Origin of the sequence: Candidatus Magnetaquicoccus inordinatus, assembly GCF_004217665.1 — a bacterium.
In the GTDB taxonomy this organism is placed as follows: domain Bacteria; phylum Pseudomonadota; class Magnetococcia; order Magnetococcales; family Magnetaquicoccaceae; genus Magnetaquicoccus; species Magnetaquicoccus inordinatus.
Genome location: NZ_RXIU01000002.1, coordinates 7,769 through 23,534, shown reverse-complemented (window position 1 = coordinate 23,534; position 15,766 = coordinate 7,769). Strand labels below are relative to the sequence as shown.

Annotated in this window: 8 protein-coding genes; 3 read left to right on the top strand and 5 right to left on the bottom strand. The window is 55.3% G+C overall.

What is annotated here, in order from left to right:
- The first annotated feature begins 19 nt into the window (after nt 1-19).
- A complete protein-coding gene (locus EJP87_RS00240; protein ID WP_193771011.1) occupies nt 20-2,023 on the top strand; it encodes an RNA-binding domain-containing protein in 2,004 nt (667 codons plus the stop codon).
- Here the strand turns inward: EJP87_RS00240 and EJP87_RS00235 are convergent.
- From EJP87_RS00235 to EJP87_RS00215, 5 genes are all read right to left on the bottom strand, one after another.
- Nucleotides 1,986-5,066, bottom strand: coding sequence for an efflux RND transporter permease subunit (locus tag EJP87_RS00235; protein WP_130469855.1), 3,081 nt, complete (start codon nt 5,064-5,066; stop codon nt 1,986-1,988). The genes EJP87_RS00240 and EJP87_RS00235 overlap by 38 nt on opposite strands.
- 62 nt (nt 5,067-5,128) lie before the next feature.
- Nucleotides 5,129-6,274 (bottom strand): efflux RND transporter periplasmic adaptor subunit, encoded by a 1,146-nt coding sequence (locus tag EJP87_RS00230; protein ID WP_130469854.1) that lies wholly within the window; start codon nt 6,272-6,274, stop codon nt 5,129-5,131.
- A gap of 86 nt (nt 6,275-6,360) precedes the next feature.
- Nucleotides 6,361-7,266, bottom strand: a complete 906-nt coding sequence (locus tag EJP87_RS00225) for a transglutaminase family protein (RefSeq protein ID WP_130469853.1) — start codon at nt 7,264-7,266, stop codon at nt 6,361-6,363.
- Nucleotides 7,263-9,812: a circularly permuted type 2 ATP-grasp protein gene (locus EJP87_RS00220; RefSeq protein WP_193771010.1), complete on the bottom strand. Its 2,550-nt coding sequence runs from the start codon at nt 9,810-9,812 to the stop codon at nt 7,263-7,265. Before EJP87_RS00220 ends, EJP87_RS00225 begins: the two co-directional genes overlap by 4 nt.
- 7 nt (nt 9,813-9,819) lie before the next feature.
- Complete coding sequence (locus tag EJP87_RS00215; protein WP_130469851.1) at nt 9,820-13,173, bottom strand: transglutaminase family protein; 3,354 nt, start codon at nt 13,171-13,173, stop codon at nt 9,820-9,822.
- Between the two features lie 363 nt (nt 13,174-13,536).
- On the opposite strand from EJP87_RS00215, the gene EJP87_RS00210 reads away from it, so the two are divergent.
- Nucleotides 13,537-14,988 (top strand): circularly permuted type 2 ATP-grasp protein, encoded by a 1,452-nt coding sequence (locus EJP87_RS00210; protein WP_130469850.1) that lies wholly within the window; start codon nt 13,537-13,539, stop codon nt 14,986-14,988.
- A gap of 1 nt (nt 14,989) precedes the next feature.
- On the top strand, nt 14,990-15,766 hold a 777-nt coding region (locus EJP87_RS00205), incomplete at its 3' end, for an alpha-E domain-containing protein (RefSeq protein ID WP_130469890.1).

Sequence of the window (15,766 nt, the reverse complement as noted above, 5' to 3'; positions counted from 1 at the left end):
CAGGATGGAATCTCTTCGAGTGGAATTCAAAGCATCCTGGGATGAAGAGAGTACCGGATTACAGGTGATCCGCACTTTGTGCGCTTTTGCCAATGATTTTCAAAATGTCAACGGTGGCTACATTGTGATTGGTGTAGCAGAAGAAAATGGTAAGGCTCTCTTGCCAGCCAAAGGGTTGACAGCTAAGGAGTTGGAAGAAGCTGAAAAGTGGATTCGTGGACGATGCAACCGTATAGATCCGGTATATTATCCAGTGTTTTCACCAGAAATAATTGATAATAAGCATGTTCTGGTTTTGTGGGCGCCAGGGAGTAATCAACGTCCCCATTCAGCCCCAGAATCGAATGAAAACAAATCAACCAGAAAATTTTATATTCGCATTGCTTCAAGCACGATAGATGCTGATTCCAAGCCTGTCTTAAAGACTCAGTTATTGCAAATGACTGCTCAGGTTCCCTTTGATGACCGAAGAGCCTTGCAAGCGGAGGTGTCGGATATTCGTGAAAGCAAAGTGCGAGAATTTTTGCATGAAGTAAGAAGTGAATTGGCTGATGAACTGGATACTGGACGACTTTATCGACATTTCCGCATTGTTGAAGCAGTGAATAGTCATTATGTTCCGAAAAATATTGGTTTGCTGTTTTTCAGTCAGGATCCTGGATTTTGGTTTCCAGGTGCCCGTATTGAGGTTGTACAGTTTGCTGCGACCGATAAATCTGGTGATGTACTGGCGGAGCGCATATTTGCCAAGCAACCAATTCATGAACAACTTCGAGCCTGTCTTGCTTATCTGGAAAGTTTGTCTGGTCGTTTAACCAAAAAATTATCGAATTCATTTCAAGCTTCGCGTTGGTTGGATTATCCCATTCCGGCAGTACGAGAAGCTTTGGTCAACGCTGTTTATCACCGCTCCTATGAGAAGGAGCACATTCTGGAGCCTAGCAAAGTTTACCTTTTTCCCGACAGAATGGAGATAATCAGTCATCCCGGTCCGTTACCGGGAATAGAGATGCACCATCTGTCAGGAGAGATCTCCTTGCCTCCCGTTTCGGCGCGCAACCGGCGTATTGGTGAGTTGTTAAAAGATTTGGGTCTGGCTGAAGGGCGAGGTACGGGCATTCCCAAGCTGAGACGAGTGATGCGCCAAAATGGGTCAGGCCCACCGCGTTTTGATTTTGATGAGAATCGCACCTATCTGCGGGTTACTTTACCTGTTCATCCAGAATATCAGACCGTTTTGGTGTTGCAGAATATTGCTTATTTGCGGGTTGTTGGGGACTATCACGGGGCTTTGCAAGAGTTGCAAGAGGCGTTAGCAAAATCACCCTCAAGCCTCGGTTTGGCTATGGAGTTGGTTCGGACATGGATTGCGCAGGATGATTTGTATGCAGCGGAAACGCTTTACGAAGAGTTTGCACGGGCCAATCCCAATTCGACCACATCATTGATCATCCTGATGGCAACGGCTTATCTGGACCGGGGAAAACAGGAGAAAGCGAGGATATGGCTGGATCGGTTGTCTCAACTACCCAATACGGATGAAGCGTTTGAGGCCGCCATTCAGGAAAAACGTGCTGGGCGTTATGAGCGGGCACACCGATATTTTTCGTTGACAGGCGAACAGGTTATGCAGGACGTAAAGGCATTGCATGAGTTTGCCCAAGTAAAGATGAGATTGGCAGCCAAAGCATGGCACGATGAACGGAGTGGAGGTCGTACAAAAAACAAACCTGGTTTTCGACAAATGTCGGCCAGCCGTAAATTATTGGATGAAGCCAGGGAGATGCTGCAGCGCATCATACAGATGGATGCCCCACGTGCCAGACATGCCTGGGCTTGGCATGATTTGGGTCAAGTATTAAAATGGTGCAAGATGAACAGTCATGATATTCGCAACGCTTTTGCAAAAGCGGTGGAGTTGATGCCGGAAGAGTCTCGATTCCTGGAATCGTTGCAACGCTTGGATAGTGGGAGAGCCGCTTTGGTCAACGCTTCTGCCACCGTTCCAAATAAAGATAGATGACCGGTGTCAGGTAGAGGGTCAAAAATTGCGAGAGCAGCAGACCTCCCACCACCGCCAGTCCCAGAGGTTGCCGGGCTTCTGAACCATAGCCGCTGCCGATGGCAATAGGTAGCGTGCCCATCAGCGCCGCCATGGTGGTCATCATGATCGGGCGGAAACGAATCAAGGCAGCTTGGACAATAGCCTCTTCGGCACTGCTCTGTTGCTGGCGCTGCATCTCCAAGGCAAAATCGATCATCATGATGGCATTCTTTTTGACAATTCCAATCAGCATGACCACCCCTACAAAAGCGTAAAAGCTTAAATCAACTTTGAAAATCCATAAAGTAAGCAATGCGCCCACTCCAGCCGAAGGCAAGCCAGAGAGGATGGTGAGTGGATGGCGAAAGCTTTCGTAGAGGATACCCAGGACGATATAGACCACCACCAAGGCGATCAGCAACAGTTGTCCCATTCCTTGCCAGGAGGATTCAAAGGCTTGTGCTGCTCCTTGCAGACTGCCGACCAGACCGATGGGGGGTTGCAGGGTGTCGTATGCCTTGCGAATAAACTCCACGGCATGGCTGAGGGCAAAACCGGGTGCCAGGTTGAAGGAGAGGGTGGCAGAGGGCATCTGTCCCAAGTGGTTGACGGTGAGACTGTCGCGTTTTTGTTCGATGTTGACCACGGTGGCGAGGGGAACCAGCTCATTATTGCGATTGCGCAGATAGAGTTGTTGAATATCCTCAGGATTGTTTTGGGCCTCGCGGTTTACTTCCAGGATCACGGCATATTGGTTGGCGGCGCCATAGATGGTGGAGATTTGGCGCGCGCCGTAGGCGGCTCCCAAGGCATCTTCCACCTGGGCGACGGTGATACCCAGAGCGCTGCATTTATCCCGGTCGATGCGAATCATCAGCGTTGGGGTGTTCAGGGAGAGATTGCTGGTGACATCCTGAATCCCCGGCTCTTTTTTCAGTTGGCTGACAAAACGGTCGGTCCATTCGTACAGTTGGTCCAGGTCGGTATGTTGCAGGGCATATTGATATTGGGCGGAGGTCAGTTGACCACCGATGCGGATCGGCGGAGGAATTTGCAGGAAAGATTTGAAACCGGTGATGCTGGTCAACTGTTGACGCAGCTTGCGCATGATGGTTTCAGCACTTTCACTGCGTTCATTGAGCGGTTTGAGGCGGAGAAAGATCCGTCCAGAGTTGCTGGTCGATTTGGGACCGCCTGGACCGACGAAGGACATATAGGATTCCATGGCAGGCTCTTGCTCGACGATGGCGGCAACAGCCCTTTGGTGAGTCACCATGGAGGCAAAGGAGGCATCTTCTGGGCCTTCATTGAAGATGATGATCTGGCCTGAGTCCCCGGTGGGAATAAAATCTCTGGGCAGGATGGTATAGAGAAAGGCGCTGCCGAGGAGGGTGGCCAACAGAGAGAAGAGCATCCAGCGGGGATGGCGCATGGCAAAGTGCAGGCTGCGCCGATACCCCTCCAGCAGTAGGTTGAAGCCCTGTTCCAGGATGGCAAAAAAGCGATCCAGAGGTCGATGCTGCTGATTCTCTTCAAAACCCTTGTGCGGGCGCAAAAGTCGGCTGCAGAGCATGGGGGTCAAGGTCAGGGAGACAAATCCAGAGACCAGGATGGCTACACAGATGGTGAGGGAAAATTCGTGCAACAGTCGGCCCATGATCCCCCCCATGAACAGCAGGGGGATAAAAACCGCCACCAGGGAGAGGGTCATGGAGAGGATGGTAAAGCCGATTTCGCGGGCGCCAATCAGGGAGGCTTCCCAGGGGGTTTTTCCTTGTTCCAGGTGACGCATGATATTTTCCAGCATGACGATGGCATCATCGACCACAAAGCCGACCGAGAGGGTCAGGGCCAGCAGGGAGAGGTTGTTCAGGCTGAAGCCGAGCATGCGCATGGCGGCAAAGGTACCGACGACCGAAAGGATCATGGCCAGACCGGGGACCAGGGTAGAGGAGAGGTTGCGCAAGAAGAGGAAGATGACCAGCACCACCAGCAGTGCCGCCAGCAACAGGGAAAATTGTACTTCAGCGACGGAAGCGCGGATGGAGATGGTGCGGTCGTAGAGGATTTCCAGATGGATGGCCGAAGGCAGAGAGCTCATAAAACTGGGCAGCATTTTGCGGATGGCATCGACGGTTGCCACTGCATTGGTGCCGGGTTGTCGTTGGACGGCCAGCACGATGCCTCGGTGGGAGCGAAACCAGCCAGCCACTTTATCATTTTCGACCCCATCAATCGCCTCGGCAACTTCGTGCAGGCGAACCGGTGCACCGTTGCGATAGGCGATGGCGATGGAGTGATAGGCGGCGGCATTTTCCAGTTTGCCATCTGCCTGGATGGGATAGGTGCGTACTGGTCCATCGAGGCGTCCGGTGGGTTGATTGACATTGGCGCCCTGGATGGCTGTTTGTACATCGGCCAGAGTCAAGCCCATGGCGGCCAATTTTTCTGGTTTGGCGCGAATGCGCACGGCATATTTTTGTGAACCAAACACCTGCACCTGGGCCACTCCGGGAATGGTGGAGAGGCGTTGTCCCAATTTGGTTTCGGCAAATTCGTTGACGATGGGCAGAGGCAGGGTCAAGGAGTAGAGAGCTACATAAAAAATGGGCAGATCTGCCGGGTTGGTTTTGCGGAAGGAGGGGGGATTATTCATTTCTGCAGGCAGGTTGCGCATGGCGGCAGCAATGGCCGATTGCACATCCTGGGCGGCTGCATCGATGTTGCGGTCGAGCAAAAATTGCAGCGTGATGCGGGTGTTACCCTGGGCGCTAACAGAGGTCATGCTGTCCAGACCGGCGATGCCGGCAAATTGAGCCTCCAAGGGGGTAGCCACGGCGGTGGCCATGGTTTCGGGATTGGCGCCGGGAAAATCGGCATTGACCTGGATGGTGGGAAAATCCACATTCGGCAATTCGCTCATCGGCAGATCTTTATAGGCGACACTGCCAAAGAAAAAAATGGCAAACATGACCAGAATGGTCATGACCGGGCGACGAATGCAGAGTTCAGGCAAATTCATGGTTTATTGGTCTCAAGGTTCAGACAAATTCATACGCTATCGCTCTCAGCGTTCAGGCATCTTCACGGTTTGTCGGCATCGCGAACGAGCACTTTGGCGCCACTAAAGAGGCGGACATGGCCATCGATGACTACCCGATCTCCCACTTGCAATTGTCCCGAGAGGGCCGATTCGCCCTTGTGGGAGGCGAGAACGGTGACGGTACGATTGCTGGCCTTCTCTTCCTGATCGATGACAAAGACAAAAAAGCCCTGCTGTCCTTGTTGAATGGCGGCGCTGGGGACGACGAGAGCCTGTTCAAGGGTTTGCAGAGTGACAGCGACGCGCACATATTGGCCAGGGAGCAGTGTGCCGGAACGGTTATCGGTGCGGGCTTTGACCAAGAGGGTGCCGCTGCTTGCGTCAACCATATTGTTGATGAAGGAGAGGGTGCCTTCGGCCAGTATGCTGTCGCTGTCGGGCAGACGAATGGCCACCGGGGTTGCACCTTGCTGCAGGCGTTGGCGCAAGGGGGTCAGATATTTTTCGGCAACTGCAAAGCGGACATCGATGGGTTGGATCTGCTGGATGGTGACCAGGGGGTTTTCGTTGTTTTTGACCAGATTGCCGGGATGGGTGAGCAATGCCCCGGCGACTCCATCGAGAGGGGAGTCTATGGTGGCAAAGGCAAGCTGCAGACGTGCCTGTTCGACCAGGGCTTTGTCGGCCTCCACGGTAGCGCTGAGGGTGGCGACTGCCGCTTGATAGCTTTCCCACTGACCTTTTGAGGTGACATCCTGTTTGACCAGATCGGTATAGCGTTTAAGATCCTGCTGCGCCTTGTCCAGTTGCGCCTGATCTTTGGCCAGATTGGCCTTGGCTTGTTGCAGTTGGGCCACGAAGGGGCGATCATCGAGGGTAAAGAGGCGATCTCCTTTGCGCACTGCTTTGCCTTCCACAAACCAAGCCTGCAGCAGTTGGCCGTCAATGCGTGACTTGATGGTGACGCTGGCAGGAGATTCGACAGTGGCGAGAGTTTCCAACTGTACCGGAAAGTTGCGTGCGGCCAAGGTCAGCACTTTGACCGGAACGGGGGCGCTGCTTTTGCCAGTGGCAGGGGGAGTGCTGCTCAGGGATTGCAGAATGGGCTGCCAGCGAGCTCGCTCTTGAAAACCGTAATAGCCGATGAGCAGGGTGATCAATAACAGTAAAAGGGCTTGTCTGGACATGCCACGCAGGCTCCTGCGGTTTAATGCTGTAGTAAAGGGAGAAAGGATAGCTGGTTTGGCTGTGGCAAGCCAGGAGTGGCAGTAATTTAGCAGGAATGGTTTGCTTCGGTTTTTTCCTCGTGCATCCGTGCCACATCCACCTCCACCTGCAGGGAGGAGTGACTGCCGCCACCGATGACCACCCCTTTCAAGGGAGGGATGTCGGAATAGTCCCGACCCCAGGCGATAGTGATATGTTGGCTGCTGGGCAGGAGGTTGTTGGTGGGATCCAGGTCGATCCAGCCGCCATCTGGCAGCAGGGTGGAAAACCAGGCGTGCGAAGCATCCACACCGGTCAGTCGTGGTTGTCCTGGGGGGGGGATGGTCTCCAGATAACCACTGACATAGCGGGCTGCCAGCCCCAGAGAGCGCAAGGCGGCGATACCGATATGGGCAAAATCCTGGCAGACTCCCTGACGTTTTTCCATGATCTCTTCGAGGGGGGTGGAGATGGTGGTGACTTGGGGGAGATAGGTAAAATCCGTATGGATGCGCTGCATGAGATCCTGGATTGCTGCAAGAAAAGAGCGTCCTGGAGGAAAAGAGAGGGCGGCATAGTCGGCCAGGGTGGCGTTGTGTCGCACCAGGGGGGAGGCGAGGAGAAACTGTTGCGCCAGCAGCAGTTCAGGGGTACGGCTCTGCAGCAGCAGGGAGCGTACCTCTTCCCAAGGACGATCCGCCTTTTTGGGGAGAGGTTTGGGATGGCGCTCCACATGGTTGACCGAGGTGACCGACAGGGTGCGATGCGGTTCCAGGATCTCAAAATAGTGCACGCGGTTGTCAAAAATATCGCGGCGTTCCTGGAGGATGGTTGGGGTGGGATCGATCTGCCAGTCAAAATAGAGGGGAGTTTGTTCCGGAGTGGCTCGCGGTTGCAGCCAAGTCAGGTTATGGCTGATGGAAACCGCTTCGGCGAAGATATAGCGCGTGCTATGGCGAATACGGTATTTCATAATTCACGGGCGCCTCCTCCCAGGGAGCGGGAAGAGGAGTGCTGAAAGAAGGTGTGGGCCAGTTCCAGGGAGAAGAGAGGCAACAATCCCTGAAAGCGTTCCAAGAGTGCGGCAAGATTGCTGTATTCCCCGGCTTCGCCGACCATGCCGAGCAGATCCGGTTCCGCCATGCGCAGAGCACTGAAGCTCTCCATGGCGATGCGACCACATGGGGTGCGATGTGGAGGGGTGGGACGACGATAGGGAAGAGCCGCCACATGTTCGTTCATGAGGGCCAATTGACTGGCCAGACTGCGCGGATTGGTCTCATCCAGCAGAATCAATTCCAGAAAAGGTTTAATGGCCAAATGGGTGCGATAGCGGCGGCGATAGGTGATGCTGCTGTCGCTGATGCTGAGAAGGGCATCGAGCAGAAAACGTTCCCCTTCTGCCGACAGGGGGCGGATCAAGGTTGCCCGCAACAGCTCTACCTGATAGATGGCCCGTTCTACCCGTCGTCCCAGATCAAGAAAACGCCAACCAAGGCCACGGGTCATATTTTCCTGGGCCAGACCGGCAAGGGCGGCAAAGGCGGTAATCAGGCTTTCCATCTCCCCGACCATATCGGCGGTCAGTTTATGGCGGCCCAGACTTTGGTGCAGGGCCATCAGTTGATTAAGGACGCGCCAGGTGTCATTGGAGAGGCGTTCGCGCACCCGGTGCGCAGCCAATAGCAGTGCGCGGATGGAGGAGTAGAGGCTTCCTGGGCGATCTTGTGCCACGATCAAGGAGCGAAACTCCTCTTCGGGATTGCAAAAGCGCTGTTCGGCTCCTTCTCCTGTAAAACCGGGTTCGCTGGCAGTTACCTGGGTAAGAGCGCTATAGAGCAGGCGCATGGCATCCAGTTCAGCATTTTCACCCTGTTCGTTGCCTTCTGGGCGGGGTAGCAGCAAGAGCATGCGCAACAGACGCAAGGTATATTCGCCGCGTTCGGCATATCGACCGGCCCAGAAAAGATTTTCTGCCATCCGGCTGGAGATGTCACCGCTGAAGATGGAGGGTTCAGAGAGCCGTTCCATGGGCATGCGGTTGGTGCGCGTGACCACCTGATTGTGCGAGATGACCCAGACATCTTTGGTGATTCCTGAGGGATCATCGAAGGTGTGGATCTGTTCGGGTTCGGTGATCATCCGTGCCAAACCGCCTGGCATCACCTCCACGCCCAAGCGACCGGCAGTGGCAAAGGTGCGCAGGATGACATGTCCGGGGCGGACCCCCATGGCGGTCATGACCGGCAGGGTAGAGGGGACAATGGGGGGGGTGGCGATCCATTCATGTGGATAATTTTGGATCTCTTTTTGCAGTTGCTCGCGGGTTAAGGTTCTGGGATTGATGGTGGGGCGACTGGGATGCGAACGATGCTGCAAGAGCCATTGCTCAGGGGTATCGAGAATTTCCGCACGGGCGACCGGGTCGCCGCACCAGCGGGTGGAGGTAACGGCGAGACGGGGAGATTCGCCGAGAAAATGTTGGCAGATGGCGGGAAAATATCCCAGCAGGGCACGATTTTCCAAGACGGCGGCACCGGGATGGTTGATCACGGCGGCCCGTTCCCCTTGCACCGCCTGGACCAGTCCGGCCACACCCAGGAAGCCACTTTCATTGAGCTCCAGGGGGTCGCATTGCAGATCGTTGAGCATGCGCCAGACCACATCGACCGGATGCAGGCCATCCAGGGTTTTGATATGCAGACGACCAGTACGCACGGTCAGATCTTCGCCTTGCACCAGGGTCAAACCCAGATAATTGGCCAAGAAGGCATGTTCAAAATAGATTTTTTCTCCTGGTCCCGGGGTGAGCAGGACAATTTGCGGATCTTCCTTAAGCAGGGGGCTGGCATCGTTGAGATGGGTGCGCAAGGCGGAGAAGAAGGGCAAAAGCAGGCGCACACGATTTTCGTTCAGAGGTTGGCGCAGCAGGCGGAAGAGGATTTGCCTGTTTTCCAGGGCATAACCGGCACCGCTGGGGGTTTGCAGGAGGTCGCCGACCACCTGGAAGGAGCCTTGAGGGGTACGGACCAGATCGACTGCCCACCATGGAAGCAGAGCACCACGGGGATGGGGCAGGCCATGACAGGCGCGCAGATAGCCGGGATCGGAAAAGAGCAGAGTGGGGGGGATGATGCCATGGCGCAGGGTCTCCTGTTTGCCGTAAAGATCGGCCAGAAGCATCTCCAACACCCGATGGCGCTGTTTGAGCCCCTGCTCCAGGTTCAGCCACTCTTGTTCGGCGAGGAGCAGGGGGAGCAGATCGAGATCCCAGGCGCGACTGTCACCATTTTCGCTTTGGAAGAGATTGAAGGTGAGGCCATTTTCGCGCAGCAGGTGTCTGGCCTGTTGACGCAGAGACTCCAGACGTTGTTCGCCCAGTTGGTTGAGATGGTTCAAGAGCATTGACCAATCAGGGCGTACCTCCCCATTGGCCAGGAGAATCTCATCGTAGCCGGGCGGCGGGGTATAATCCCGCAGCAGTTGCCAACGGGAGGAGGCGATCAAATTCTGGTTCATCAGCCTATTAGAATCCTGGGGCTCGCCGCATGTCAAGGGTATGGGGATATTCTCCGTTTGGCTCTTCTGCTGGGGGTTGGCAAGGGGTTGGCAGTGGGCCATGCGGCAGAAAGCTGGCCAGGTGTTGCCAATCGGCGGGTGGTTGAATGGTGCCGGGAGTGTGGCCAAACTCGTGGAAGCGGATCCAGCGTCTGGCTTCTGCCTCAAAGCTGTTGACCGGCAGATGTTCATGGTTACGCCCGCCGGGATGGGCGGCATGATAGGTACAGCCTCCCAGCGAGCGGTTGTTCCAGGTATCCATCAGGTCAAAGACCAGTGGGGTATGCACGGCAATGGTCGGATGCAGTGCAGAAGGAGGTTGCCAAGCCCGGAAGCGGATCCCGGCGACCTGTTCATCATGGGTACCGGTTGGTCGCAGGGGGACTCTGCGACCGTTACAGGACAGTATGTGGCGTCCTTCCGTTAATCCTGTGACTTTTACCTGCAGACGTTCCAGGGAAGAATCGACAAAACGGGCGGTTCCCATGCGGGTCAACTCTTCACCGAGTACCGGCCAGGGTTCGATGGCCATGCGCAGCTCCAGTTGTATATCGCCAAGGGTGACGGTTCCGTAACGGGGAAAACGAAATTCAACAAAGGGTTCCAACCAGCTATCCTGAAAGGGGATACCGGCGCGACGCAGGGCTGCCGTCACCTCCAGGACATCGCGGCGCACATAGTGAGGCAACATGAAGCGGTCGTGCAAAGCAGTTCCCCAACGCACCAGGGCTCCCTGGTAGGGGGTTTGCCAGAACCAGGCGATCAGGGAGCGAATGAGCAGGGATTGCACCAAACTCATCTGCGCATGAGGAGGCATTTCAAAGGCGCGCAGCTCCAGTAGTCCGACTCTGCCGCTCTCTCCTTCAGGGGAGTAGAGCTTATCGATACAAAATTCGGCGCGATGGGTGTTTCCGGTAAGATCCACCAGAAGATGGCGCAGCAGGCGATCCACCAACCAGGGGGTGTTGACGATACCATCAGGCATCTGCTGGAAGGCGATTTCCAGTTCGTAGAGGGCTTCCGGGCGGGCTTCATCGACACGAGGAGCCTGACTGGTTGGTCCGATAAAAAGGCCGGAGAAGAGATAGGAGAGCCCTGGATGGTGTTGCCAGAGGGTGAGCAGGCTGCGCAGGAGATCGGGGCGGCGCAGAAAGGGGCTGTCGGCAGGAGTGGCTCCCCCGAGGACCAGATGGTTGCCGCCCCCGGTGCCGGTATGGCGGCCATCGAGCATAAATTTTTCGCTGGTCAGACGGGCGAGACGGGCCTCATCGTAGAGAGCCAGGGTCGTTTCGCATAAGGATTGCCAATTATCGGTGGGATGGATATTGACTTCGATCACCCCCGGATCCGGGGTAACCAGGAGTCGCTGCAACCGCAGATCATTGGGTGGTTCATATCCTTCCAGACGGACCACCATATCCAACTCTTCGGCGCACTGTTCGATGGCGCTGATCAGGGCCAGATAGTGTTCCAGCAAGCCGAGAGGGGGGAGGAAGATATGCAGGATGCCAGCACGCGGTTCGGCGCAGAGGGCGCTGCGGATGACCGAAGTAAAACTTTGCGGCGCCGAGGTGGCTTTTTGGGCGGCTGAGGTGGCGGCCTGTGGGAGCGGAGTGCTGGCGGCCAGAAGTTGCGCACGCTCGGGCAAGGGAGAGAGCGGGGCAAAAAGCGATTGTTCGCTGTACAACTCATGGAGTGCTGGTGCTTGTTCGGGTAGTCCGTCGAGAGGCAGGCGCCAACCCATGGGGGAGTCACCGGGCAGCAGAAAGATTTTTTGCCGACGCAGCGGCCAGAGCGAGGAGAGCCACCCCTGTTCGTTGCAGGAAAGGGGCAAAATATAACCTGTGGGGGTGTCGATACCCCGTTGCAGGAGGGCTGCCAGACGTTGCCGATCCAGTTCATCTTCAGCAGTAGCCTGAGCGGGATCACGGTCTGGAGGGGTACGCATCTCCTGCCAGAGATGATAGAAGGGATCCTCGTAGGCGGGTTGCACATGCTCTCCGGCAACGCCAAGGCGGCGGGCGACCGCTTGCAGAAAACGTATGCCATCCTGGGTGCTGGCCGATTGATGGTTGGGCAACCAGGCCAGACGTTGGGGATTATGCCAGATGGGTTGGCCATCGCGGCGCCAGAAGCAGGCATAACGCCAGCGTGGGAGCTCTTCACCGGGATACCATTTTCCTTGACCCAACTGCAGCACGCTGCCGGGGGCAAAGCGATTTTGCAGGCGAGCCATCAACTGGCGGGCCAGGTGGCGTTTATGCGCGCCGTCGGCGGCAAAGTGCCATTCGGGACGGTTGGTTTCCTCAATGGCAATGAAGGTGGGTTCACCGCCCATGGTGAGTCGGACATCCTGTTGCTGTAATTTTTCATCCACAAGCTGCCCCACCGCCTGAATAATTTGCCAATCACTTTCGTCATAGGGTTTGGTGACTCGTGGATATTCACGGATGCGGGTTACATTGTTTTGATAATGGAAGGTGGTATCACAGTGATCCATCAAACCGCTGATGGGAGCAGCACTTCCAGGTTGTGGGGTACAGGCCAGTGGGATATGTCCCTCTCCGGCGCAGAGGCCGGAGGTGGGGTCAAGACCGATCCAGCCGGCTCCTGGAATATAGACTTCGGCCCAGGCATGCAGGTCGGTAAAATCCTTTTCGGGTCCGGAGGGGCCATCGAGGGAGGGTTGATCGGCGGTGAGTTGCACCAGATAGCCCGAGACGAAGCGGGCTGCCAGTCCCAGGTGGCGCAGGATCTCCACCAGCAACCAGGCAGAGTCGCGGCAGGAGCCGGTACGGCAGGAGAGCGTCTCTTCACAACTTTGCACTCCTGGCTCCATGCGGATGGTATAGCCGATGTCGCGCCACAGGCGTTGGTTCAGATCGACCAAAAAGGAGACGGTATTGATCGGTTGGCGAGGGATCTGCTCCAGCCATTTGTTCAGTCGTGGACCGGCGGGAAGGGCCTCCAGATAGGGGGTCAGCTCTTTGGCGAGGGAGGGTTCATAGGTGAAGGGAAAGATTTCCGCATACTCTTCGACAAAGAAATCGAAGGGATTGATTATGGTCAGATCGGCGATCAGCTCGACTTCAATCTGCAGGAAGCGACATTTTTCAGGAAAGACGACGCGGGCCAGATAGTTGCCAAAGGGATCCTGTTGCCAGTTGATAAAATGGGGTTGTGGCTCGATTTTCAGGGAGTAGGCGCGGATAGGGGTGCGGCAGTGGCTTGCGGGACGCAGGCGGATGGTCTGTGCTCCGAGGGCTATGTGCCGATCATAGTCATAGCGGGTCAGGTGATGGATGGCAACGCGGATAGTCATGATGGGTCACGGTAAGCAAAAAGTAGTGAACAGGGGACAACGCCATTTTTGCCTTATGGGGCAAGAAAAGAGCCAAGCAGAAACAGGAACTCTTCCAGCCATTTATCACGCAATGCGCGGGGAGTGCCTGCCAGCAATCCGAGCAGTGGACGCATCTTTTCTGGGCATGCTGCACAAAAAGCAGGCATTTTTGGGAGTGCGCAGAGTGGATCAAGAGGATTGATTTTTTCCAAATTGCGCAACATGGGGCAAAAGATGGAGTCATATAATGGAGTTATCTGAGTGGCACAAGGGTTGCGGTTCATGCGAATAACCGGGCAGGTAAACGGCAGAGAAGGTTATAGATAAAGGGGAGGAAGCAGTGTGAGCACAGAGTGGGAGCGCTATCCTTTTACTGATGGGTATGATGAGTTGCTCAGCCAGACGCTGACGCCACGACAGAGTGCAGAGGGGTTGTATCACTATTTGTCTGCACTGGAGCGTGAGGAGTTACGCTTGCGGCAACAGGCAGCGGATGCGACGATCATCAACCAGGGGATCACTTTTACGGTCTATTCACAAGGTGACAATATTGACCGGGCCTGGCCTTTTGACATAGTCCCGCGATTAATCAGTGCCGAGGAGTGGGACCGGGTCGAGCGTGGTCTTGTGCAGCGATTGCAGGCGCTCAATCTGTTTATTGGTGATTTGTATGGGGAGCAGCGGATCATCAAGGATGGCATTTTTCCGGGGGAGGTGTTGGCGCAATCGCGCAACTTTCGCAAGGAGTGTGTGGGGATGCGTCCGGTGTTTGGGGTATGGGCGCATATTTGTGGCAGTGATTTGGTACGCGATCGGCAGGGAGCCTTTCACATATTGGAGGATAATTTACGGGTACCGTCTGGGGTATCGTACATGTTGGAAAACCGGATGGTGACCAAGAGGGTTTTGCCGGAGCTGTTTGCCAGACATCGGGTGCGTCCTGTGGATGATTATCCGGCGCGTTTGTATGACACATTGGCGGAGTTGGCCTTGCCGCAGCGAGAGAATCCGCGGGTGGTATTATTGACCCCTGGGATATACAACTCTGCCTATTTTGAGCATGTCTATTTGGCGCAGCGGATGGGCGTGGAGTTGGTAGAGGGGCGGGATTTGCTGGTGGGAGATGATGACCGGGTCTACATGAAGACGATATTTGGTTTGCAGGGAGTGGATGTGATTTATCGTCGTTTGGACGATCTGTTTTTGGATCCTGAGGTGTTTCATCCTGATTCGATGTTAGGTGTGCCGGGATTGATGCGATCCTGGTGTCGTGGCAAGGTCATATTGGTGAATGCGCCGGGAGCGGGGGTGGCGGATGACAAGGTTGTGTATGCCTATGTACCGGAGGTGATTCGCTATTATTTGGGGGAGGAGGCGATTTTACCGAATGTGCCGACTTGGAAATGTTTGCAGTCTGGTGATTTATCCTATGTTTTGGATCATTTGCCGGAGTTGGTGGTCAAGCCGGCCAATGAATCGGGTGGTTATGGCATGATGATTGGCCCCAAGGCGACGCGCGCGGAGCATGCGGAGATGGCGGAGCGGATTCGTCAGGATCCGCGCAATTATATCGCGCAACCGGTGGTAGATTTATCGACGGTGCCCACTTTGACGGAGGAGGGGGAGTTGGAGCCGAGGCATGTTGATTTGCGGCCATTTATATTGCAGGGGAAGGGGAGTTATGTCACGGCAGGAGGGTTGACGCGGGTAGCGTTGCGCAAGGGTTCGTTGGTGGTCAACTCCTCGCAGGGGGGAGGCAGCAAGGACACGTGGATCGTGGCGAAGGAGGATTAAGATGCTCTCGCGGGTAGCAGAAAACATATACTGGATGGGGCGCTATTTGGAGCGTGCGGAGAACACGGCGCGCTTGGTAAATGTCACGACCAATTTGTTATTGGATCAACCGGGATTGGGGGAGGAGTATGGTTGGAGGCGATTGATCACCATTACCGGCAGTGCAGCGACCTATGAGCAGAGTGGCCGCAAGGTAGAGGAGCGGGATGGTGTGGAGTGGTTATTGTCATCGGGGGAGAATTTATCGTCGTTGGTTTCATCGTTAGGATTTGCGCGGGAGAATTTACGCTGCATGCGGGCGATTTTTCCGCATGAGTGTTGGGAGAGCATCAATGATTTATCGATTTTTGTGCGTGAGCATGGGGAGAGGGGCAATATCTCCTCGCAGCGAACCGCCTTTTTGGCTGAGGTGATTCGCCATTGTCAGACGGTGGTAGGGATTTTGATTGGGACTTTATCGCGGGGACCGGCCTTTAATTTTTTTCGCATGGGTCAGCACATGGAGCGAGCGGACATGTGCACGCGCTTGTTGGATATTGAGCCGGTGGTATGGCAGACCGGGATTGGGCGGGATACATTATGGTTAAGTCTATTGCGTTCGGTTTCCGGGGAGCATATGTACCGGCATTATGTCAATCCACGGATCAATGCGGTGCAGGTCGTCTCTTTTTTATTGAAGGATCGAGCCTTTCCTCGTTCGTTTAACTATTGTCTGCGTGAGGTAGAGCGTTGTTTACGGATTTTGGACAACAGCGCCCTCTGTGAGCAGGTGATCAAG